This window comes from Exiguobacterium sp. RIT452, from assembly GCF_003598705.1.
Taxonomy (GTDB): domain Bacteria; phylum Bacillota; class Bacilli; order Exiguobacteriales; family Exiguobacteriaceae; genus Exiguobacterium_A; species Exiguobacterium_A undae.
Genome location: NZ_QXJB01000002.1, coordinates 400,256 through 422,242, shown reverse-complemented (window position 1 = coordinate 422,242; position 21,987 = coordinate 400,256). Strand labels below are relative to the sequence as shown.

21 protein-coding genes, 1 pseudogene and 1 other annotated feature are annotated in these 21,987 nt (G+C 50.2%); of the genes and pseudogenes, 20 read left to right on the top strand and 2 right to left on the bottom strand.

Features of this window, described 5'->3' with window-relative positions:
- Position 1 precedes the first annotated feature (1 nt).
- From D3D03_RS07660 to D3D03_RS07620, 9 genes are all read left to right on the top strand, one after another.
- Positions 2 to 676, top strand: a complete 675-nt coding sequence (locus D3D03_RS07660; RefSeq protein WP_028105921.1) for a septum site-determining protein MinC — start codon at positions 2 to 4, stop codon at positions 674 to 676.
- Between the two features lie 50 nt (positions 677 to 726).
- A complete protein-coding gene (gene minD, locus D3D03_RS07655) occupies positions 727 to 1,530 on the top strand; it encodes a septum site-determining protein MinD (protein ID WP_026832429.1) in 804 nt (267 codons plus the stop codon).
- Between the two features lie 63 nt (positions 1,531 to 1,593).
- On the top strand, positions 1,594 to 2,940 hold the full coding sequence (locus tag D3D03_RS07650) for a ribonuclease E/G (RefSeq protein ID WP_119923261.1): 1,347 nt from the start codon (positions 1,594 to 1,596) through the stop codon (positions 2,938 to 2,940).
- A 69-nt stretch (positions 2,941 to 3,009) separates the two neighbouring features.
- Positions 3,010 to 3,079 (top strand) — a sequence feature (ribosomal protein L21 leader region).
- A 15-nt stretch (positions 3,080 to 3,094) separates the two neighbouring features.
- Positions 3,095 to 3,403, top strand: a complete 309-nt coding sequence (gene rplU, locus D3D03_RS07645) for a 50S ribosomal protein L21 (RefSeq protein ID WP_012370978.1) — start codon at positions 3,095 to 3,097, stop codon at positions 3,401 to 3,403.
- Positions 3,404 to 3,406: 3 nt separating this feature from the next.
- The gene (locus tag D3D03_RS07640; RefSeq protein ID WP_026832431.1) at positions 3,407 to 3,745 is read left to right on the top strand and encodes a ribosomal-processing cysteine protease Prp; all 339 of its coding nucleotides are present in this window, start codon (positions 3,407 to 3,409) and stop codon (positions 3,743 to 3,745) included.
- A gap of 14 nt (positions 3,746 to 3,759) precedes the next feature.
- Positions 3,760 to 4,038: a 50S ribosomal protein L27 gene (rpmA, locus tag D3D03_RS07635; RefSeq protein ID WP_012370976.1), complete on the top strand. Its 279-nt coding sequence runs from the start codon at positions 3,760 to 3,762 to the stop codon at positions 4,036 to 4,038.
- Positions 4,039 to 4,107: 69 nt separating this feature from the next.
- Positions 4,108 to 4,593: a Spo0B domain-containing protein gene (locus tag D3D03_RS07630; RefSeq protein ID WP_026832432.1), complete on the top strand. Its 486-nt coding sequence runs from the start codon at positions 4,108 to 4,110 to the stop codon at positions 4,591 to 4,593.
- A gap of 15 nt (positions 4,594 to 4,608) precedes the next feature.
- The gene (gene obgE / locus D3D03_RS07625) at positions 4,609 to 5,904 is read left to right on the top strand and encodes a GTPase ObgE (RefSeq protein WP_026832433.1); all 1,296 of its coding nucleotides are present in this window, start codon (positions 4,609 to 4,611) and stop codon (positions 5,902 to 5,904) included.
- A 48-nt stretch (positions 5,905 to 5,952) separates the two neighbouring features.
- On the top strand, positions 5,953 to 7,233 hold the full coding sequence (locus tag D3D03_RS07620) for a hemolysin family protein (protein WP_119923260.1): 1,281 nt from the start codon (positions 5,953 to 5,955) through the stop codon (positions 7,231 to 7,233).
- Between the two features lie 86 nt (positions 7,234 to 7,319).
- Here the strand turns inward: D3D03_RS07620 and D3D03_RS07615 are convergent, their stop codons facing one another.
- On the bottom strand, positions 7,320 to 7,862 hold the full coding sequence (locus D3D03_RS07615; RefSeq protein WP_119923259.1) for a transcription repressor NadR: 543 nt from the start codon (positions 7,860 to 7,862) through the stop codon (positions 7,320 to 7,322).
- A 19-nt stretch (positions 7,863 to 7,881) separates the two neighbouring features.
- Positions 7,882 to 8,973, bottom strand: a complete 1,092-nt coding sequence (locus tag D3D03_RS07610) for a cysteine desulfurase family protein (RefSeq protein WP_026832436.1) — start codon at positions 8,971 to 8,973, stop codon at positions 7,882 to 7,884.
- Positions 8,974 to 9,069: 96 nt separating this feature from the next.
- On the opposite strand from D3D03_RS07610, the gene D3D03_RS07605 reads away from it, so the two are divergent.
- The 11 genes and pseudogenes from D3D03_RS07605 to D3D03_RS07550 all read left to right on the top strand — a co-directional run bounded on the left by D3D03_RS07605 (position 9,070) and on the right by D3D03_RS07550 (position 21,966).
- A complete protein-coding gene (locus D3D03_RS07605) occupies positions 9,070 to 10,497 on the top strand; it encodes an L-aspartate oxidase (RefSeq protein ID WP_119923258.1) in 1,428 nt (475 codons plus the stop codon).
- A complete protein-coding gene (gene nadC, locus D3D03_RS07600; RefSeq protein ID WP_119923257.1) occupies positions 10,466 to 11,308 on the top strand; it encodes a carboxylating nicotinate-nucleotide diphosphorylase in 843 nt (280 codons plus the stop codon). The genes D3D03_RS07605 and nadC overlap by 32 nt, the downstream gene beginning before the upstream one ends.
- A complete protein-coding gene (nadA, locus tag D3D03_RS07595; protein WP_119923256.1) occupies positions 11,298 to 12,395 on the top strand; it encodes a quinolinate synthase NadA in 1,098 nt (365 codons plus the stop codon). The genes nadC and nadA overlap by 11 nt, the downstream gene beginning before the upstream one ends.
- 186 nt (positions 12,396 to 12,581) lie before the next feature.
- Positions 12,582 to 13,175, top strand: a complete 594-nt coding sequence (gene ruvA / locus D3D03_RS07590) for a Holliday junction branch migration protein RuvA (RefSeq protein ID WP_026827827.1) — start codon at positions 12,582 to 12,584, stop codon at positions 13,173 to 13,175.
- A 4-nt stretch (positions 13,176 to 13,179) separates the two neighbouring features.
- The gene (gene ruvB, locus D3D03_RS07585; RefSeq protein ID WP_026832440.1) at positions 13,180 to 14,175 is read left to right on the top strand and encodes a Holliday junction branch migration DNA helicase RuvB; all 996 of its coding nucleotides are present in this window, start codon (positions 13,180 to 13,182) and stop codon (positions 14,173 to 14,175) included.
- A gap of 2 nt (positions 14,176 to 14,177) precedes the next feature.
- On the top strand, positions 14,178 to 15,221 hold the full coding sequence (gene queA, locus D3D03_RS07580) for a tRNA preQ1(34) S-adenosylmethionine ribosyltransferase-isomerase QueA (RefSeq protein WP_028105928.1): 1,044 nt from the start codon (positions 14,178 to 14,180) through the stop codon (positions 15,219 to 15,221).
- Positions 15,218 to 16,363: a tRNA guanosine(34) transglycosylase Tgt gene (gene tgt, locus D3D03_RS07575; protein ID WP_014970892.1), complete on the top strand. Its 1,146-nt coding sequence runs from the start codon at positions 15,218 to 15,220 to the stop codon at positions 16,361 to 16,363. The genes queA and tgt overlap by 4 nt, the downstream gene beginning before the upstream one ends.
- A gap of 71 nt (positions 16,364 to 16,434) precedes the next feature.
- Complete coding sequence (yajC, locus tag D3D03_RS07570; RefSeq protein WP_014970891.1) at positions 16,435 to 16,725, top strand: preprotein translocase subunit YajC; 291 nt, start codon at positions 16,435 to 16,437, stop codon at positions 16,723 to 16,725.
- Between the two features lie 153 nt (positions 16,726 to 16,878).
- A pseudogene (gene secD / locus D3D03_RS16995) lies at positions 16,879 to 19,090 on the top strand (protein translocase subunit SecD).
- Between the two features lie 69 nt (positions 19,091 to 19,159).
- Positions 19,160 to 21,469: a single-stranded-DNA-specific exonuclease RecJ gene (gene recJ / locus D3D03_RS07555; protein WP_119923253.1), complete on the top strand. Its 2,310-nt coding sequence runs from the start codon at positions 19,160 to 19,162 to the stop codon at positions 21,467 to 21,469.
- On the top strand, positions 21,448 to 21,966 hold the full coding sequence (locus D3D03_RS07550) for an adenine phosphoribosyltransferase (protein ID WP_012370959.1): 519 nt from the start codon (positions 21,448 to 21,450) through the stop codon (positions 21,964 to 21,966). The genes recJ and D3D03_RS07550 overlap by 22 nt, the downstream gene beginning before the upstream one ends.
- Positions 21,967 to 21,987 lie beyond the last annotated feature (21 nt).

Genomic DNA, 21,987 nt, shown 5'->3' with positions numbered 1-21,987 from the left:
CATGATTGAGCGTAAGCGTTATGTAACGATGAAAGGTCATCGTGGTGGCCTCGCCGTCTATGTAAATGAAAGGTGCAGTGTGGATGAATTTCTTGACGATTTAGAATTGACGCTTGCCGACAAATCCGTCGAGAACGGACGCGCCGTGCCGATTACCTTCTTCTTCGGTCGACGGTATGTCGACGAAGGCGTTGTGACGGCCGTCGAATCCATTGTTGCGCGTCATGATTCATTTTCGTTTAACGGTTATGACAGTGATTGTCTGACCAAGGATGAAGCGAAGGCGCTCTACGGCGAACGAACGTTTCATTACTTTGGCGGAACCGCCCGCAGCGGTCATGTCGTCGATGTCGAAGGATCAATCGTCGTCATCGGTGACATCAATCCGGGTGCCGTCGTACATGCGACCGGCAGTATTTATTGTCTCGGCGCGTTACGGGGAACCGTTCACGCAGGGAAAGGCGGAAATCAGCAAGCGGTGATTGCCGCAAGTATCTTACAACCCAAATGGATTTCCATTTCCGACTTCGTCTATGAAGATCCGGATGATGCGCCGGTAAAAGCGCTAGAAATGGGTTGTGCTTTTGTAGGAGACACCGGGGTTGAATTTTCCCGTCTTCAGACCGTTCCGCTTGCGCGGATGGATCAGTTTGCGATTGATAGTGAAAGAGGGTGACAGATATGGAACAAGTGAAAGAACAGGTACATAGAGATGCGGCGACGCATGTGGGTCGTGCCATCGTCGTCACATCTGGTAAAGGTGGCGTCGGTAAAACGACGACGACGGCGAACATCGGTACAGCGCTTGCGCTGATGGGACATTCGGTTTGCCTTGTCGATACAGATATCGGTCTTCGGAATCTGGATATCGTACTCGGACTGGATAACCGCAGTATCTATAACATTGTTGACGTCGTGACAGGACAATGTAAATTGCATCAAGCCCTCGTTCGTGATAAACGTTTTGAAGAGATGTACCTGTTACCTGCTGCCCAGTCCAAGGATAAGTCATCCGTCACACCGGAACAGGTAAAGGCGATCATTGATACATTGAAGTTAGAGTATGATTTTGTCCTGATTGATTGCCCGGCCGGCATCGAGCAAGGATTCATGAATGCGATCGCGGGAGCGGATGAAGCCGTCATCGTCACGACGCCGGAAAAAGCAGCGGTTCAGGATGCAGACCGGATCATCGGGATGCTCGAACGATCAGAGCGGAAAATCGTTCCGAAACTGGTGGTCAACCGGGTTCGTTCACACATGATGGCGTCCGGCGACATGCTCGACATTGATGAAATCATGCGTATTTTATCGATTGACCTCCTCGGATTGATCGTTGATGACGAAGAAGTCATTGCCGCATCACACCGCGGTGTACCGGTGACGATGAATCCGGATAATCGGGCAGGTCTCGGTTACCGGAACATCACCCGCCGGATTCTTGGAGAATCGGTACCGCTGCTTGATATCATGGAGCAGCCTCAAAAAGGATTTTTCGTTAAACTGAAAAAAATGCTTGGCATGAAATAAGAAGGGGAAAATAGACTAGAAGGGCTTTTATGCTTCTAGTCTATTTTTCATGGAGGAATCGAGATGAAATGGATTAGTGAACAAACCCCGTCCTTGGAACGGGTCGCCTTAGTGGAAGGCGGGCGTGTCGTCGAATACCATGAACGGATGCGCGATGAGATCCGCGTCGGGACGTTGCTTCACGCAAAGGTCGACCGGTTACATCCGACGCTCGGTGCGGCGTTCTTAGTGGCGACTGACGGCACCCCGCTTTATTTACCGATCAATGAGACGCTGGAAGCCTTGCGGCGTTATCCGGACGTGCCGACGATCGGACAGGCGGTTCAGGTCGGACAGACACTACTCGTCCAAGTCGTCAAAGAAGGAGCGGCACCAAAACAACATAAGGTGACACAAAACATCACCTATGGCGGACGTTTTCTTGTCTACTTCCCATACGGGCGGCGTGTCCGTTTCAGCCGGAAGCTGGATGTAGTCGTCCAGCAGCAGTTGGCGAAACGAGTGACACTGGATGAGACGGAAGGCCTTCTCTACCGGACGGAATCGGCACAAGCGGAAGGGACGGTCCTTGAAGCCGAACTGAAACAGTTGCGTGCGCGTCACGGGAAGATGGTCGAGCAGATGACGCTTGAGCAGGATGAGTCGTTGATCGTGCAGGAAGCAAAACGGCTGGCACATGTCGAAGAAGCGCTCGTGACGAGCCGGATCGATAAGGAACGGCTCGAACAGATGGGCTTGCGTGTCGAACGGCCGGTCATGAAAGGACGTCTCCCGGCGATGGAGCAAGTCGACCGGGCGATTGACAAGGCGTTGGATAAAGTCGTGTGGTTAGAGGGCGGCGCTTACCTGCTGATTGAAGAAGTGGAGACGATGACGGTCATCGACATCAACAGCGGCAAGACGATTTCCGTCAAGGAACAAAAACGGACGTTTGATCAAATTAACGAAGCAGCAGCGGTGGAAATCATGCGTCAACTGCGTCTGCGGAACATCAGCGGCATGATTGCCGTCGATTTCCTGCGGGGGTCGAGTAAAGGACAGACCCGTGTGACGCAACTGTTAAAAGAACGGGCGGCGCATGAGTCGAAACAGATTGAAATCCATGGATTTACGAAGATGGGATTATGTGAGCTGACACGGCAACGCCATGGGAAGTCCTTACTCGAACGATCGCTCGAGCAAGGAAAACCGTCCCGGATTGCGATTCACCGGCAACTCGAACCGAAGCTGCTCGAAATTGCGACCTATGCAGAAGCCGCCGTCGTACGGGCACCACTCGATTCGCTCAGTCCACTTTTCCTTCAAGAAAGTCCGGTCGAACTTGTGCTTGTGGAAGGGGAAACGGGTATTTTGTTTACAGGCACAAAAGCCGACTGTGACGATTTCGTCAAAAGACAATCAGAATCCTGACAGAACGTTATTGACAACAGTCAACATCGTTTGGTATTCTGAATAACGTTAGTTCGTTTGGAAGCACCCAAATGACTACAACCGCACAGACCGGGTCATAAAGCATCCGCTGCCCGTGATGGCGAGTCTGAGTTCCTAAGAGGAGGTGCACGTAATGTACGCAATTATTAAAACTGGTGGTAAACAAGTTAAAGTCGAAGCTGGCCAAGAAATCTACGTTGAGAAATTAAACGCAGACGTCGACAGCACAGTAGAATTCGGTGAAGTCTTGATCCTTGGTGGTGACGATGTTAAAGTCGGCGCTCCACTCGTAGAAGGTGCGAAGGTCGTAGCAACGGTCATCAAACACGCTCGCGCGAAAAAGATCACTGTCTTCAAAATGAAAGCTAAAAAGAACTACCGTCGTAAGCAAGGTCACCGTCAACCTTACACGAAGGTCCGCATCGAGAAAATCGAAGCGTAAGCCATGATACGTGTCAAGATTCGACGAGATGAAGCGGAGTTAATCCGCTCCATCGAAGTGACAGGACATGCCGAATTTGCTGAGCCTGGTTTGGATTTAGTCTGTGCCGGCACATCAAGTGTGATTTTCGGGGCATACAATGCCATCGAATCACTCCTCGGGCAGGTCCTGCTCCTTGAAATGGCAGAACAACAAGAAGGTGGCTACTTTTATGTAGAACCGTATGCTGATTTAGCACCGGAAATCAGCGAACGCACCCAATTGTTACTGGAAGCGACATTGGTCCAACTCGGAACCATCGCTGAAAGTTACGGTGAGTATATCCAACTTGAACAAATATAGGAGGTGGATTCCACATGTTGAAACTTAATCTTCAGTTCTTCGCATCGAAAAAAGGGGTAGGTTCGACAAAGAACGGTCGTGACTCGCAATCGAAACGCCTTGGGGCGAAACGTGCAGACGGTCAAACTGTTTCTGCTGGTTCAATCCTCTACCGCCAACGCGGTACGAAGATTCACCCAGGTATGAACGTCGGACGTGGTGGCGATGATACACTTTTCGCAACTGCAACTGGTGTCGTTCGTTTCGAACGTCTCGGACGCGACAAAAAACAAGTCAGCGTTTACCCAGCATAAGTGATCGATGAAGCAGACTCTAGCCACTTTCAGGGGTTAGGGTCTGTTTTTTTTAGGAGGGAACGACTGATGAAGGATGAGCAGGTACTGGATCTTTTGAAGTCACTTCGTCACGAATGGTTGAATCGATTGCAACTCGTTCGTTCATATAGCGCGATGGGTGACGAGGCGGCTGTTGAATCGATCTGTTCAGTCTACCGGGAGCAAGCGTCACGAGAAGGGCGACTCTCCTTGATTGAATTGCCGAAAACAGCGCTCACACTGCAACGAGCGGATTGGACAGGTTTAACTGTCGAATATGATGTGATTGAGAAACCAAAGCAGATCGATGATTCGCGTCTTGCGACCGTCATTGAAGCTGCGCTTGACATGATAGAAGTGGGAAATGGAGAAGTATCCGTAACCTTTCATGAGGGCGTGACCATCGAGATCTATCGGGATCTACTAGATATGTCGCGCCTTAAAGATCTAGTGACGCCGATGGAGATCGAGTCACAGACGGAACATGAGTGTGTGATCGAAATCGAAAGTCTTCCTGTAGAGGAAGAACAGTAATAGGAGGGATCTGACATGTTTGTCGATCAGGTAAATATTTATGTAAAAGCAGGAGATGGAGGACGCGGACAAGTTGCGTTCCGTCGCGAAAAATATGTTCCAGACGGTGGTCCTGCCGGAGGAGATGGCGGGCATGGTGCTCACGTCGTTCTCGAAGTGGATGAAGGACTCCGGACCTTGATGGATTTCCGTTACAAACGTCACTTCAAAGCCGTCCAAGGTGAAAACGGGATGTCGAAAGGAATGCACGGTCGTAAAGCCGAGCATCTCGTCGTCAAGGTTCCACCAGGTACGGTCGTGTATGATGACGATACGGATGCAGTCATCGCCGATCTCGTCCACCACGGGCAACAAGCAATCGTCGCAAAAGGTGGACGCGGAGGACGTGGGAACTCACGTTTCGCGACACCAGCCAACCCGGCTCCGGAACACGCGGAAAACGGGGAACCAGGTGAAGAGAAGTACTTGAAACTCGAATTGAAAATGCTCGCGGATGTCGGACTCGTCGGATTCCCGAGTGTCGGGAAATCAACGATGCTTTCGATCGTCTCAGCGGCGCGCCCGAAAATCGGAGCGTATCACTTCACGACAATCACACCAAACATCGGAGTAGTCGAAACGGAAGACAGCCGGAGCTTCGTCATGGCCGATCTACCGGGTCTGATTGAAGGCGCAAGCGAAGGGGTTGGTCTTGGTCACCAATTCTTACGTCACGTCGAACGGACAAAAGTCATCGTCCATGTCATCGATATGAGCGGGATGGAAGGACGCGATCCGATTGACGATTACAACATCATCAATAAGGAGCTTGCCGACTATAACCTGCGTTTGACAGAACGACCACAAGTCGTCGTCGCAAACAAAATGGATATGCCGGATGCAGAAGCCAATCTGGAAGCCTTCAAGGAAGCATTCCCGGACTTGGAAGTATTCGCGATTTCAGCTGCGACGCGTCAAGGGTTACGGGACCTCTTATTCCGGATTGCAGATCTTGTGGATGCGACGCCTGAATTCGGTCTGGAAGAGCTGGAAGAGAAAACAGCGACACCACGTGTCGTCTACGGATATGAAGCGCCGGAAGCTGGATTTACGATTTCGAAAGATGAAGATGATTGCTTCGTCATCAAAGGACCACGGATTGAGAAACTGTTTACGATGACAAACTTCATGCGTGAAGAGTCGATCAAACGTTTTGCGCGGACGTTGCGTCAAATGGGTGTCGACGAAGAGCTTCGTAAAATGGGTGCGATTGACGGCGACGTCGTTCGAATCCGTGACTTCGAATTCGAATTCATCGAGTCGTCGTTCTAATCGAAACGGTCAAACAAGATTATTTGAGAAATGGAGTGTGAGAGCATCGTGGACCCACTTCCCGCGATTCAGTTCATCTGGTTCTTCGTCTTACTAGTTATTTCAGCATTCTTTTCGTCTTCTGAAACAGCCTTATCTAGTGCGAATCGGTTACGGATCTTACATCAGTCGGAAGAGGGCAATGCACGTGCGTCACAAGCACTCCGTCTGTTACAACGTTATGAGGAGACGCTCACCGCCATCCTGATCGGAAATACACTGTCGAATCTAGGTGTAGCGATGATCGGCGGATGGTTGGCGATGTCCTTGTCGACGGATTTGTTGATGCAAATCAGCATCATTTTCCTGACGTTTTTGTTCATATTGTTATTTGGAGAGTTAATTCCTAAATCGTATGCACGAGAACATGCGGAAACGTATGTATTTTGGATCAGCAGTCCGCTTCATCTCTGTTTGGTCGTCTTCAAACCCTTCATTTTTGTATTCCTGAAGTTACGACAAGCAGCATTAGTGCTGATTGGTGCCGATCCGAAAGGACCACTCGTCACGGAACAAGAACTCCGTGCGCTCGTTGATATCAGTGAAGAAGAAGGGATTATGAATCAAGCCAGTGCCGAAATCGTTCATCGTGCTGTCGATTTCAAGAATGTCACGGTCGAGGAAGCGTTGACACCGCGAACGGACATTCAGGCGATCGATATTGATGCGAGTTTTGATGACATCTTACAGGAAGTTCAAAAGGGCGGCTTTTCGCGCTTGCCGGTCTATAAAGATTCCATCGATCACATCATCGGTGTCTTATCCGAACGCGATTTTTTACGTGAATTCGTAAAAAACGGGCGAGTGGAGATTCGAGAGCTGATTCGGCCTGTCTCATTTGTCGTTCCACAAACGCATATCATGGATCTTTTGCCCGAGTTGAAGGTAAAGCAGTCCCATATGGCGGTTGTACTGGACGAGTTTGGCGGAACGGCCGGACTCATCACGCTCGAGGATATCCTCGAAGAGCTGGTTGGTGAAATTTGGGACGAACACGATGAATCCCTTGAGTACACGAAACAAGTCGGAACGAATCGTTATGAATGTCTCGCTGAATATGATATTGAAGACTTTTGTCATCAATTTGGTCTGACGATGCCGGAAACAGAAGCGCAATCACTTGGCGGATGGATTATGGAAGATGTCGGTCATATTCCGGAAGAGGGAACGCAGATGGTTTATCGACAAGTCACCTTGACTGTCTTACACGTCGAGAATCGTCGTGTTCGAACGGTCTTGGCAACATTTTTGGATGAACCACCTGTTGAGCCGATCGATGAGTCCGTCTAATTGAAACCATAAAAAAGGTCCATTCCGTAAAAAACGGGATGGACCTTTTTTGATATGCGCATTTGCACGGAATACATGAACTAAGATCAGACATCCAGTTCTGAAACGAGGATACCTAACCGGTCAAGGGCTTCAATCGCTGCGTCCAAAGCTTCTTCATTGTCGGCTTCGAGTGTATGGATATGGACACCATCTGTCAGGCTGGACAAGGGGGTAGCCTGTGTTTCTTCGAGCCGCTCAATCAAGGCGCGGACATCTCGCCGGCTTCTCAACATCAATTCACCTGTCAAAAACCCGTACACCGGATGTTCGACGATGACATCTCGCAAAATGACCCCTTCATCAACGATGGCATCACATTCGGCTTTTAATTGATCGTAACCGTGACGGCAGACGACTTTTCGAATCCGACGGGTTCCGTCGAGCGCCGGATCATTTAATAAGTATCCTCTGGCGGTCGCGACGACCGGATATCCTTTTGCTTTTAACAACGATAAGTCTTGGACGATGACCTGACGACTCACCCCTGCTTGCTTCGCAAGTTGTGTACCGGTAACCGGACGATCGTTTTCTTGGATCATCCGCAGTAATCCTTGCCGGCGTTCTTCTCCGGACTGTCTTCTTTCCATGACGACTCCTGCCTTTCTCTTAATCTGATTCCTCCAGTGAACAAAGTACAGCGATACACTGATTGACTTCTTCGGTAGTGGTAGTGCGGCCAAAGCTCAGACGAATGAGTCCATGCGCGGCCGAATCTTCGTACCCGATCGCACGTAACGTCGCATTTGGACCATTTTCACCTGCCCGACAAGCGCTTCCTGCCGAGACGGCAATGCCGGCACGGTTCAGGGCAAGAAGGACGAATTGACCATCCCGTTGTTTTGTCCGGATGGCGCAAATCGAGTCGAGTTGCTGAGGCGATTCAATGATTTGATACCGAGTAGATGGAAGTCTTTTTTTTAGCATACCACGAAATCTTTTACTCGATGCCTGGATCTTCTGATTTTCATCGCGGTAACGCTGACACGCCATCAAGAATGCGGCGATCCCGGGGACGTCGACCGTGCCGGGACGAATCCCGAACTCATGATGGGATTCGTAATACGGACTGAATAACGGGCGCCGCAAGTAGACGGCGCCAAGACCTTTTGGACCGTAGACTTTATGACTGCTGATCGTATAGGCGTCGACATCTTTTAAACAGACGGGTTGCTTTAAAAATCCCTGAACTCCGTCACAATGAACCAAAATATTGTTTTGCCGACAAAATGCAGCGATCTCGGCGACCGGAAACACAAAACCGGTGTCGGAATTGACGTGTTGGACGGAGACGACACCGATGTCGTCCGTACAGGCCTCACGAAAGGCGTTCCAGTCAAATTCTCCTGTCGGTAACAAATTGATCGTCACCGTTTGACGGGCCAATCGTTTCAAGGGGAGCAGGACGGAATCGTGTTCCGAAGCAAGTGTCAAGACAGTTGTCTTCTTACTTTGACGAAGCAAATGGCTGAGCGCGATATAGTTTGCTTCTGAACCACTGCCGGTAAATAAGATATTTCCTTCGGTCAATTGGAGCCAATCGAGCAGTTGAGCACGGGCTTGATTTAATAATCGGAGAGCATCGTCCCCCGCGTCATGAAGTGAAGAACTGTTGCCATAGGCGGTTTCTGCCGTTCTTTTGTATTGCTCTAACGCATCCGGATGGATGGGGGTCGTTGCAGCATGATCCAAATAAATCATCAGTTATCGTATCCTTTCATCTTGTCACTCAGCTAAAAATATGCCAAACTTATTGTCAAGTCAATAGTAAACAAATAATACAGAGGTGTAAAACAAATGTCTTTACATAAAGAAGTTGAAGTGGACTTATTAATTATCGGCACAGGACTGGCGGCAGTTTCGGTTGCCTTACATGTCCCGGCGTCCATGAACGTCCTGCTCGTCTCAAAAGGAAAGAAGACCGAGACAAACTCGATGCGGGCACAAGGAGGCATTGCGTCCGCCTATCTGGAACAGACTCCTTTCTCCCATCAAGCGGATACGATCCAAGCGGCAAAAGGACACACCGACGAGGAGATGATTACGTTCATTACAGAAGCCGGCCGGCATGTCATCACCGAACTGGAATCGTTTGGCGTGACCTTTGATCGGGACGCATCTGGACACTATGCACTCGGACGGGAAGGCGCCCACAGCCTGCCGCGGATTTTCCACAGCGGCGGCGATCAAACGGGTGAACGGATGATGACACAATTGTTGCAACAACTGCAGCACCCGATTTTGGAGGAGACAGTGGTGACGGAGCTGTTGATGAACGGTCAACAGGTTGTCGGAGCTGTTGGATACCAAGGCGAAAATCCGATGCGGATTTCCGCTCGAGCTGTAGTTCTGGCGACGGGAGGGATCGGCGGCTTGTTTCTGACGTCGACGAACGATCCGAGTCTGACCGGAGACGGTTTAGCACTTGCCAGTCAAGCGGGAGCCGAACTGGGCGACTTAGGATACATTCAGCACCATCCTACGGTCCTCGTCCATAACGGTAAAAGCCAAGGGTTGATCACAGAAGCCTTGCGGGGAGCCGGGGCTTATTTGATGACAGCAGACGGTCGACGATTGATGGCTGACCATCCGCAAGGTGACTTAGCGGCACGGGACGAGGTGGCTGCCGTCATTACTGCAACGAGAAAAAACAAGCCGGTGTATTTGAATACGACCATGGTTCAGACGCTCGATCAACGATTCCCGACGTTTGTTAAAAAATGTGAATCATTGAACATATCGCCCGATCTCGTCGAAGTGACGACAGGTGTTCATTTCTTGATGGGGGGAATCAAGACGGATCAAGCAGGACGGACGACGGTGCCCGGCTTGTATGCGGTCGGGGAGACAGCCTCGACCGGTCTGCACGGAAAAAACCGTCTCGCTTCGAACTCGCTTCTCGAGTGTTTTGTGGTAGGGAAACAACTGGCTCAGCAGCTTCAGCTACCGGAGCGACAACCATTGCCGAACAGACGTGTACAGGACGACGAAACCCATGCTGTCGAATCCTTGCTGACTGAGGTTCTGCAGGTAGAGTTGCATGAAAAATTGCTCGAGGATGCCCTGCGAACAATCGAGCTGTCGTCAGACGGTCAGCGGACAGGACGGCAAGCAGAAATCAATCAGTTAAAAACGAGGACGGCCCGGTTGTTGTTAGAAGGGGCGATCCGACGCGTAAAAGGAGAACAAGTACATGAACAAATGGTTACTGCGGCAACAACTTGAAGGATTTTTAACGGAAGACATCGGTCATCAAGATGTGACCAGTGAAGTGTGTCTGACCGGAAACGAGCAGGGGGTCGGACGATTCATCGCTAAAGAATCCGGCGTCTTTTGCGGCGAGCTCGTTTTAACCGAACTTGCAGCGTTGCTCGGAGTGGAGCAGGAGCTTTTAGTCAAGGATGGACAAGCGATTGAACAGGGACAAGTCCTTGCCCGGTGGTCCGGACATTTGCGATCGATTTTGACAGGCGAACGGGTCGCCTTGAATCTGATTCAACGCACATCAGGAATTGCGACGCTGACACATCAGGCGGTTCGACAAGCGGCGGGAAACGTTCGGATCTCAGACACCCGGAAGACGACACCCGGATTGCGGATGCTTGAGAAACATGCCGTCCGGATCGGTGGAGGATTTAACCACCGAGGGCGCCTCGATGACGCAGTCATGATTAAGGACAATCACATCACGGTCGCCGGATCGATTACGGCAGCCGTGGAACGGGCGAAACGACAGATTGGTCATACGACACCAATCGAGGTCGAGGTCGAGACAGCGGATGAAGTCGAAGAAGCAGTGGCGGCAAACGTGGATATCATCATGCTCGACAACCGTTCGCCGGAAGAGGTCAAGGTGTTACGGCAACGCATACCGGCTCACATCACCGTCGAATTGTCGGGTGGGATTACCCTCGACACGTTACCTGCTTATTGTCAGACCGGTGCCGATTACATCTCGCTTGGTGCGTTGACGCATTCAGCGCCCGCACTGGATATCAGTATGAAAATCGTAGGAGGAAAAAAAGATGAAGCTTGATTTGTTTACCGATAACGGCATTCCGAAAACGTATTTGGCAAAATCAGATGCAGAGCTGATTGCTGTGATTGAAGGTGTGAAATCCCGCATGGGCAGTCGATTATTTTTACCGGCCCATCATTATCAAAAAGATGAAGTCGTCCAGTTTGCCGATGCGACAGGAGATTCGCTTCAGCTCGCGCAAATCGCGAAAAAGATGACAGCGGCGGAGTATACCGTGTTTTGCGGCGTTCATTTCATGGCGGAGACGGCAGATATGCTGACCGCGAGTGACCACACGGTCGTCTTGCCGGATATGCGGGCCGGATGTTCGATGGCCGACATGGCAAATGGTTTTCAGACGGAACGTGCCTATGAGATTTTATCGGAGCGTCTCAAACGTTCCATTCTCCCGTTGACGTATGTCAATTCAACGGCGGAAATCAAAGCGTTTGTAGGTCGCCACGGTGGCGCGACCGTCACTTCGTCCAATGCCGTCCGGATGGTCGAATGGGCGCTTGCGGAACGAGAGATTTTGTTTTTCCTGCCGGATCAACATCTGGGCCGGAACACGGCGCATGCACTGGGCGTTCCGCTTGAACAGATGGCGGTCTGGGATCCGATTGCGGATGAGCTGTTGTTTGACGGTGCAGATGACGAGATTCGGGTCATCCTTTGGAAGGGTCATTGTTCGGTCCATGAAAAGTTCACCGTCGGTCAAATCGAGCAATTCCGGAAGGCAGAACCCGACCGGACGATTCTCGTCCATCCGGAATGTTCGTTTGAAGTCGTCGCGGCTTCTGATTTGAACGGTTCGACAGCGTACATCATTCAGCAGATTGAACAGGCAGAACCGGGAACGAAATGGGCGATCGGAACAGAAATGAATCTGGTACAACGCTTGGCAAAAGATCATCCGGAGCTCGATATCGTCTCGTTGAATCCCTTCATGTGTCCGTGCCTGACGATGAACCGGATTGATTTACCGCACCTTGCATGGTCACTTGTTCAGATCGAAGCAGGAGAGCCGGTCAACATCATCACGGTGGATTTGGAGACGACCCGGTATGCGGTCCTCGCGCTTGAGCGGATGCTCGAACGTTCTTAAAATCAAGTCATATAAAAGTCGTTTTAGACAGGCGAGGATGGTAGATTTAAAATCTGCCATCCTCGCCTTTTCATATGACTATTTAGATTGCCCGATTGCTACGTTTACGGAATTACATTTTGAAGAGCTTCCTCGTTATATGCTACAATAACACGAGAGTTTGTTAATGGATGGGAGCGTTCTAAAGTGATAGAATTCGTACGCGGCGAAGTCGCTTATGTCTGTGCGGAATTCGTGACGATCGAGGTCGGGGGGATTGGCTACAAAATCGTAGCACCGAACCCGTTTTTTTATCGGACCGGAGACGAACAGGTTATCGTATATACGTATCATTATGTCAGAGAAGATCAAGAAGTATTGTTCGGATTCCGTTCCCGACGCGAGCGGGCACTGTTCACGAAATTACTCGGTGTGACCGGCATTGGTCCAAAAGGGTCACTTGCCATCGTGGCATCCGGTGACGTGGACGCACTCGTTGAAGCGATTGAACAGGAAAAGGAAAGTTATTTGATTAAGTTCCCGGGTGTCGGTAAAAAGACAGCGAAACAGATGACCCTTGATTTAAAAGGCAAATTGGCTGAATTGGCACCGGATTATATCCCGAGCGAAGGTTTGTTTGCGCAAGGAAACGCCGAGCTGAACGAAGCATGCGAAGCCTTGACGGCACTCGGTTACAGCGACCGGGAAGTCGAAAAGGTCAAAAAGGCGCTCCAAGGCGAAGTACTGTCCACCGACCAATATGTGAAACGGGCGTTGCAGCTGTTATTGAATGTGAGGTGAGGATATGGAAGAGCGTATTTTGTCAGAATCTGCCCACGCAGAAGATCAAGAAGAGTGGAGTTTGCGTCCGCAGACGCTGGATCAGTACATCGGTCAAGAAAAGGCGAAGGGCAATTTGAGTGTCTTCATCCAAGCGGCAAAAATCCGTCAGGAAACGCTGGATCACGTGTTGTTATATGGTCCGCCGGGACTTGGGAAGACGACGCTTGCGACCATCATCGCCAATGAGATGGGTGTCGGGATCAAGACGACAGCCGGACCGGCGATTGAGCGTCCGGGAGATTTGGCAGCCATTCTCTCCTCGCTTGAACCGGGAGATGTCTTGTTCATCGATGAGATTCACCGTCTGAGCCGCTCGATTGAAGAAATTTTATATCCGGCGATGGAAGACTACTGTCTCGACATCGTCATCGGTCAAGGTGAACTGGCACGAAGCGTCCGGATTGATTTACCACCGTTTACGCTCGTCGGCGCAACGACGCGGGCCGGTATGTTGTCGGCACCGCTGCGTGACCGTTTCGGTGTGACGCTGAAACTCGAGTATTATACGATGCCGGAATTGTCAGCCATCGTCACGCGGACGTCCCGCTTGTTTGGTTTTGAAGCGGACCGGATGGCAGCAGAAGCGATTGCACTCCGCTCACGTGGGACACCCCGTGTCGCGAACCGTCTTTTACGGCGGGTCCGTGATTTTGCTCAGGTCGCTCATCAAACCGCAATTGACGCGACACTTGCAACGAGTGCGCTTGATCGCCTGCATGTCGACGCGCTCGGACTTGATGATGTTGATCACCGGTTATTACGTTCGCTTGCCGAACGGTTTGCAGGTGGTCCGGTGGGTCTTGAGACGATTGCTGCGACAATCGGTGAGGATGCGCAGACGATTGAAGACGTCTACGAACCGTATTTGCTTCAACAGGGATTTTTACAACGGACACCACGCGGACGTGTCTTGACGCCGTTTGCACGGCAACATTTAGGATTGAAAGAAGGAAATTAAAGATGGATGTAAATTTATTTGATTTTCATTTACCAGAAGAACAGATTGCCCAAGTCCCGTTGCTCGACCGGACCAGTTCGAAATTGATGGTCATCAACCGGGAGACGGGGGCTCTCCGTCATGAGAAGTTCCATGATATCGTGTCACACTTCAACGCCGGAGATACGCTTGTCATCAACGATACAAAAGTCTTGCCGGCCCGTTTGTTCGGCGTCAAGGAAGAGACGGGTGGTAAAATTGAACTGTTGTTGCTCAAACAGACGAGTGATGATGTCTGGGAGACCCTCGCGAAACCGGCAAAACGAGTCAAACCGGGAACCGTGCTGTCATTTGGCGACGGTTTACTGCGGGCAGAATGTATGGAAGCCCTCGAGGACGGCGGACGGATCTTGAAGTTTTCCTATACAGGGATCTTTTACGAAGTACTCGATCAGTTGGGAACGATGCCGTTGCCACCGTACATCCATGAACAATTGGAAGACCAGGACCGTTATCAGACGGTCTATGCCCGGGAACGGGGGAGTGCAGCAGCCCCGACAGCAGGACTTCACTTTACGCCGGAATTGTTGCAAGCGTTGACGGACAAAGGGGTCAAGCTCGCGCCATTAACCCTGCACGTCGGACTCGGCACGTTCCGACCGGTTTCGGTCGATGATGTCGACAGCCACAAGATGCACAGTGAATACTATGAGTTGCCGGAATCGTCGGCACAAATTTTACGGGACACCCGTAAGAACGGCGGCCGGATCATCGCTGTCGGAACGACATCGACGCGGACACTCGAGACCGTCATTCGGGATCATGGTGATTTCGTCGAAGCCTCCGGTTGGACGGATATTTTCATCTATCCCGGTCAAGAGATCAAAGGAATTGACGGATTGATCACGAACTTCCACTTACCCAAGTCGACATTGATCATGCTCGTATCCGCGTTGTCGACACGCGAACACATCTTACATGCTTATGAAGAAGCCGTTGCGCAAGGATACCGATTCTTTAGTTTCGGAGACGCAATGTTCTTAACGAGAGAGGAATTAAACCGATGACAAAACATGCTGTAACTTACGAACACATCAAAACCTGTAAACAATCCGGTGCGCGGTTAGGAATCGTCCATACGCCGCACGGTAGTTTCGAGACACCCGTCTTCATGCCGGTCGGAACACAAGCGACGGTCAAGACGATGGCACCGGAACAAATCAAGGATATGAATGCCAACATCATCCTTTCGAACACGTACCATCTCTGGGTCCGTCCTGGCCACGATGTCATTAAAGAAGCCGGCGGACTGCACAAATTCATGAACTGGGACGGGGCGATTTTAACCGATTCCGGTGGTTTCCAAGTCTTTTCGCTCGCCGATTTACGTAACATCACGGAAGAAGGCGTCCATTTCCGCAATCACTTGAACGGCGATAAGTTGTTCCTGTCACCGGAAAAAGCGATGGAGATTCAGAACGCCCTCGGTTCGGACATCATGATGGCGTTTGACGAATGTCCGCCGTTCCCGGCTTCTCATGAATACATGAAAGCGTCTGTCGAACGGACAAGCCGTTGGGCGGAACGTTGCCTTGCTGCACACGAACGTCCGCAAGATCAAGCGTTGTTCGGCATCATCCAAGGTGGCGAGTATGAAGATTTACGCCGTCAGAGTGCACGTGACCTCGCGTCGCTTGATTTCCCGGGCTATGCCGTTGGTGGATTGTCGGTTGGAGAACCGAAAGACGTCATGTACCGCGCACTTGATTTTACGACACCCCTCATGCCGGAAGACAAACCGCGTTACTTGATGGGAGTCGGTTCACCGGATGCCTTGATCGAAGGTGCGATTCGCGGGATTGATATGTTCGACTGTGTCTTACCGACACGGATTGCACGAAACGGGACCTTGATGACATCAAGCGGACGTCTCGTCGTCCGAAATGCCAAATATGCCCGTGATTTCCGTCCGCTCGACGAAAAATGTGATTGCTATGCGTGTAAGAATTACTCACGTGCTTACATTCACCACTTGATCCGGGCGCAAGAAACATTTGGTCTGCACCTCTGTTCGACACACAATCTTCACTTCCTCGTCAAGTTGATGGAAGGCGTTCGTCAAGCGATTCGTGAAGATCGTCTGCTTGATTTTAAAGACGAATTCTTTGAAGAATACGGCTATAATTTGCCGAACGCGAAGAATTTCTGATAAATGGTCTGACAATTCTATTCTTTTTACGGTATAATGAACGTGATTTGAATGAAAAGGAGCTGACTCAGATGCAACAATTATTGACATTCCTCCCGATGATCTTGATCTTCGTGGTGTTTTATTTCTTGTTGATTCGTCCACAGAACAAACGCCAGAAGCAAGTGCGTGAGATGCAAACCCAGTTATCACGCGGTGACTCGATCGTGACGATCGGTGGCCTTCATGGGGTCGTACAAAAAGTTGATGAGACAACGGTCACATTGAAATCGGGTAACGCGCAATTGACGTTTAACCGTAGTGCGGTCGCAGAAGTTACGAAAAAATCAACGACTGTCATGGACGACGAAATCGTCGAATAAGGCTAGAAACAGACGCTTTCCGAATTCGGGAGCGTCTTTTCTGTTTTTATACGAGAAAAACGATTGCTATAATTACCAGTTCTTATGTAAGCTAGGATAGGATAAGAAAGTTGTCTGAAAATATACTGGGATTGAGAGAAAGGACAATGTAGCATGATTAAGAAGGGAAAACTGGCCACGTTCTTTATCATCGTTGCCGCACTGCTCATACTGATCGGTACGACATCGACTTGGCTCCTGAAAGATACGAAGCTAGGTTTGGATTTAAAGGGCGGCTTTGAGGTCTTGTATGAAGTACAACCGCTGAAAGAAGGCGACGTCATCGATGCCAATGCGATGAGCGCGACGCTGACGGCAATCGAAAACCGGGTCAACGTGTTGGGTGTTTCGGAACCGGATATCCGGATCGAAGGAGACAACCGGATTCGTGTTCAATTAGCCGGCGTCAAAAACCAGAGTGAGGCACGTCAGATTTTATCTTCGACGGCTGAATTGTCGTTCCGCGACATCAACGACAAAGTGTTACTTGATGGATCGGATTTGAAGGCCAAAGGGGCGAAAGTCGGATATGATCCGCAAACCAACGCGCCGCTCGTCGAACTGACGATGAAATCAAAAGAAAAGTTCTATGAAGTGACACAACAAGTGTCGCAAATGCAACCACCAGCAAATCGTCTTGTCATCTGGCTGGATTATGAAAAAGGCGATACGTACGAAAAAGAGATTCAAAAAGAAAATTCGAAAATCGTCTCCGATGCGTCGGTCCAACAGCCGATCAATTCGGATAAAGCGATCATCTCAGGTGGCGATATCACAGCAGAATACGGCAAACAACTGTCGTCGATCCTAAATGCCGGGGCACTTCCGGTTAAGCTTGATGAAATCTACTCGACGTCCGTCTCGGCCGCTTTTGGTCAAGACGCACTTGATCAGACGTTGTTCGCCTCGATGATCGGTGTCGCAGCCGTCTTCGTGTTCATGCTGTTGTTTTACCGGGTATCGGGTTTCGTGTCGATCATCACGTTACTGTTCTATATTTATCTCGTCATGATCTTCTTTAACGGAATCAATGCGGTTCTGACCTTACCGGGAATCGCGGCTCTCGTACTGGGTGTCGGGATGGCGGTAGATGCCAATATCATCACGGCAGAACGGATTAAAGATGAACTTCGCAGTGGGAAATCGGTCTTGTCGGCGTTTAAAGCCGGAAATCGTCGTTCATTCGGAACGATTCTTGACGCGAACTTAACGACGTTGATTTCGGCAGGCGTGTTGTATTACTTCGGGACGAGCACCGTCAAAGGCTTTGCGATCATGTTGATGGTCTCAATCGCCGTTACGTTCGTCACGAATGTTTTCATCTCCCGTTACTTGATGCAACTTCTCGTCAGCAGCAGATGGTTTGATAAGAAGAAAACCTGGTTTGGCGTAAAGGAGAGTGAAATTCGTGAACTTTAATCCAACGAAATTTGATTATATAAAACACCGGAAAATCTACTTTACGATTACGATCGCCTTAGTGTTGATTTCGGTTCTGTTGCTTGCGTTCCGCGGGTTAAACCTTGGGATCGACTTTACGGAAGGTACACGGGTCGAGATTGCTTCTGAGAACACGATCAAAGAAGCGGACGTCCGGTCCGTCATTGAAGATGCCGGTATCGATGCGGAGGAAATCAATGGCGTACAGTTTGCCCAAGGCGGAACACTCGCGAACGTCACATTCGTCGGTGAATTCAGTCAAGAGCAAATTGCTGAAATGAAACAAGTCATTGAAGCCGAGTACGGCAAGGAACCGAGCATCTCGACGGTATCGGCACAAGTCGGTCAGGAAATTGCCCGCAACGCCATTTATGCCGTCTTGCTGGCTTCGCTCGGGATCGTCATCTATGTCTCATTCCGTTTCCAACCGTTGTACGGAATTGCAACAGTATTGGCATTGCTTCATGATGCTTTGATGATCATCGCGTTCTTCTCGCTGTTCCAGATTGAAGTCAACCTGTACTTCATCGCCGCTGTTCTGACAATCATCGGGTATTCGGTTAACGATACGATTGTTACGTTTGACCGGGTCCGGGAAAATCTTGGACTGGCGGAAAAAGGCGGGCGTCAAGTCACGTTCAGTGAACTGTCGCATATCGTCAATGAGTCGATTCAACAAACGATTATTCGTTCGATCAATACTGTCGTGACCGTCATCATGACGGCCGCTGCCCTGTATATTTTCGGCAGTGAAGCGATCCGAGGCTTCAGTCTCGCCTTGCTCGTCGGTTTGTTCATGGGAATGTATTCGTCGATCTTCATCGCCGCTCAATTGTGGCTCGTGATGAAAGGGCGGACACTCAAGTCTTCCAAACAAGCTTCGTAATCAGATCCGCGTTAGCTATCGCTAACGCGGGTTTTGTTTTATAATGATGAAGTTGATTGGAGGGGTTAGATGTATCATTCAAAGAAAACATGGATCGATAAAGAAGTCGATCCGCTCAAAATAGACGAGATAGCCGAACAGGTAGCGGTCTCGAAGCATGTGGCGCATTTGCTTGTCCAACGCGGGTTCGATACAGCAGAGCAAGCCAGTGCCTTTTTAGCAACGGACCAGCTGGATTTTCATGATCCGTTCCTGTTTCAAGATATGAACAAGGTTGTGACCCGGATTCAGCAAGCGGCGGATGCGGGAGAAATGATTTTAATTTACGGCGATTACGACGTCGACGGTGTCAGTTCCGCGGCCATTCTCTGGCATGCGTTGGTTGAAATCGGAGCGATGGCGGAATGTTATATCCCGAATCGGTTTACGGAAGGTTACGGACCAAACGAGGCGGCTTTCCGCTGGGCAGCAGAGGAAGGCTTCAGTTTGATCATTACGGTCGACTGCGGCATCTCCGGTATTGATGAAGCAACTGTCTTAAAAGAACTCGGAGTCGATTTGATCATCACCGATCACCATGAAGCAAAAGACGTCTTACCGGATGCCTTTGCGATGATTCATCCCGGTGTTGATCCAAACTATCCGTATTCGAAACTGGCCGGTGCCGGTGTCGCCTTCAAGGTTGCCCATGCCTTGCTCGGGCGGGTGCCGGAGGAACTGCTGGATCTGGCTGTCCTCGGAACGATTGCCGATCTGGTTCCGTTGGTCGGGGAAAACCGGTTGCTTGCGGCAAAAGGTATCGAAGCCTTAAACGCCAGTGAACGTCCCGGTATCTTAGCATTACGGAAAGTCTGCAGCCTCGTCGAAGACGAGTTGACGGAGGAGTCGGTTGGTTTTGCATTTGGTCCAAGGATCAATGCAGCGGGTCGCCTCGATTCGGCGATGCCGGCGCTCGAGATGTTGCTCGCGGACACACTCGAAGAAGCCAGTCTGTTGGCGGAACAACTGGATCAACAAAATAAACAACGGCAGGATATCGTGAAGAAAATTGCAGAAGAAGCAATCGAATTAGTGGAACAGCATTACTTGGCCGATCGGGTGTTGGTCGTCGATGCAGCCCACTGGAATCCGGGAGTCGTCGGTATCGTCGCTTCACGACTCGTCGAGAAGTACCACCGGCCGGTCATCCTGTTATGTCATGATGCGGAAAAAGGTACGGCGAAAGGGTCCGGTCGATCGATTGCCGCCTTTGATCTATTTGCGGAATTGACCGTCTGTTCGGATATTCTCCCGCATTTCGGAGGACACCCGGCTGCAGCCGGAATGACACTTTCATCGGACGATGTCGCTCTGTTACGGGAACGATTGAATGCCCAAGCAGCCGACTTACCGGACGAAGCGTTCATCGGAACGGTTGAAATCGATTTACGCCTGAATGTCTCCGATATTTCGATTGGCTTGATCGAGGAGATGGGACGACTTGCGCCATTTGGAATGGGGAACCCGTCACCACGCGTCGTCGTCGAAGGCGCCAGCATTCGTGACTTGAAACGAATCGGACGGGACCTGACGCACTTAAAAGTTCTTGTGACGGACGGGAAAACGGAACTGGACGGAATCGGATTCGGTTTTGGTGATGCGGTGGATGAGATTTCGTCGCTGGCAGACGTTTCCTTGATGGGAAGTTTAAACATCAATGAGTGGAACGGTTTCCGAAAACCACAGCTGATGATTCAGGATTTAGCGGTTGCTGACGTTCAATTGTTTGATTATCGCGGCGGAAAAAAACCATTGACGGACGTGTTTGCCTTGCCATCAGAAGAGACGACATTCGTGGCCTTTACGCAAGAGACAAAAGCCAAGTATGCGGAACGTCATTTGAACGGACCAATTCGAGCAAATATCGTCTTCTTGGACTTACCGGAAGAAGAATCGGCCTTCCTGCCCTACTTGAAAGAAGCGGAACGGATCTACTGTGCTTTCAAAGATGAAGGCTATTATTTCGAGACGATTCCTTCGCGGGAAGACTTCAAACATTACTTCAATTATTTTGCGAAATGTCCGCGGGAAGAACTGCGGATCGGGCTGGTTCGTTTGTCGAAAACCCGAAAATGGTCAAAACGTTCGATTAACTTTATGCATTCAGTGTTTTCGGAACTTGATTTTCTTGTTACAATGGAGGACGGGCTGCCGGGTGTGAACCCGAATGCTGAAAAACGGGATTTGACGGAAGCTGCGACGTACAAACGTCATGAGGAACGTCAACGTCTCGAGCAACAATACATTTATTCGTCACTCGCTCAGTTGAAAGAGCGTTTTGATACTTTGGTAGAAGCGGCGAAGCAGGAGGAAATGACATGGAGTTCAAACAGCATATAAAAGAGGTTGAAAACTGGCCGAAAGAAGGAATCAGTTTTAAAGATATCACATCCCTGATGCAAAACGGTCCTGCGTACAAGCAGTCCGTCGATGCGTTGATCGACTACGCCCGTAAGCAGGGCGCAGACGTCATCGCAGGTCCGGAAGCACGTGGATTCGTCGTTGGATGTCCCGCGGCTTATGCGATGGAAATCGGATTCGTTCCTGTCCGCAAAGAAGGAAAATTACCACGTGAGACAGTCCGTGTCGAGTATGGTCTTGAGTACGGAAAAGATGTCTTGACGATGCACCACGATGCGATCCAACCTGGACAACGTGTCGTCATTCTCGATGATTTACTCGCAACGGGTGGAACAATCGAAGCGACAATCAAGATGATTGAACAACTCGGTGGAACGGTTGCCGGAATCGGATTCTTGATTGAGTTGGACGGTTTAGGCGGTCGTGAGAAGTTAGAAGGATACGATATCTTGTCCTTGATTCGTTACGCAGATTAATCCATAGTAGATATCCTCTCG

Excerpts from the sequence above, each read along its gene's own strand:
- D3D03_RS07660 (WP_028105921.1), top strand. The coding sequence starts at position 2 with ATGATTGAGCGTAAGCGTTATGTAACGATGAAAGGTCATCGTGGTGGC.
- D3D03_RS07650 (WP_119923261.1), top strand. The coding sequence starts at position 1,594 with ATGAAATGGATTAGTGAACAAACCCCGTCCTTGGAACGGGTCGCCTTA.
- rplU (WP_012370978.1), top strand. The coding sequence starts at position 3,095 with ATGTACGCAATTATTAAAACTGGTGGTAAACAAGTTAAAGTCGAAGCT.
- D3D03_RS07640 (WP_026832431.1), top strand. The coding sequence starts at position 3,407 with ATGATACGTGTCAAGATTCGACGAGATGAAGCGGAGTTAATCCGCTCC.
- rpmA (WP_012370976.1), top strand. The coding sequence starts at position 3,760 with ATGTTGAAACTTAATCTTCAGTTCTTCGCATCGAAAAAAGGGGTAGGT.
- D3D03_RS07630 (WP_026832432.1), top strand. The coding sequence starts at position 4,108 with ATGAAGGATGAGCAGGTACTGGATCTTTTGAAGTCACTTCGTCACGAA.
- obgE (WP_026832433.1), top strand. The coding sequence starts at position 4,609 with ATGTTTGTCGATCAGGTAAATATTTATGTAAAAGCAGGAGATGGAGGA.
- D3D03_RS07615 (WP_119923259.1), bottom strand. The coding sequence starts at position 7,862 with ATGGAAAGAAGACAGTCCGGAGAAGAACGCCGGCAAGGATTACTGCGG.
- D3D03_RS07610 (WP_026832436.1), bottom strand. The coding sequence starts at position 8,973 with ATGATTTATTTGGATCATGCTGCAACGACCCCCATCCATCCGGATGCG.
- D3D03_RS07605 (WP_119923258.1), top strand. The coding sequence starts at position 9,070 with ATGTCTTTACATAAAGAAGTTGAAGTGGACTTATTAATTATCGGCACA.
- nadC (WP_119923257.1), top strand. The coding sequence starts at position 10,466 with ATGAACAAATGGTTACTGCGGCAACAACTTGAAGGATTTTTAACGGAA.
- nadA (WP_119923256.1), top strand. The coding sequence starts at position 11,298 with ATGAAGCTTGATTTGTTTACCGATAACGGCATTCCGAAAACGTATTTG.
- ruvB (WP_026832440.1), top strand. The coding sequence starts at position 13,180 with ATGGAAGAGCGTATTTTGTCAGAATCTGCCCACGCAGAAGATCAAGAA.
- queA (WP_028105928.1), top strand. The coding sequence starts at position 14,178 with ATGGATGTAAATTTATTTGATTTTCATTTACCAGAAGAACAGATTGCC.
- tgt (WP_014970892.1), top strand. The coding sequence starts at position 15,218 with ATGACAAAACATGCTGTAACTTACGAACACATCAAAACCTGTAAACAA.
- yajC (WP_014970891.1), top strand. The coding sequence starts at position 16,435 with ATGCAACAATTATTGACATTCCTCCCGATGATCTTGATCTTCGTGGTG.
- recJ (WP_119923253.1), top strand. The coding sequence starts at position 19,160 with ATGTATCATTCAAAGAAAACATGGATCGATAAAGAAGTCGATCCGCTC.
- D3D03_RS07550 (WP_012370959.1), top strand. The coding sequence starts at position 21,448 with ATGGAGTTCAAACAGCATATAAAAGAGGTTGAAAACTGGCCGAAAGAA.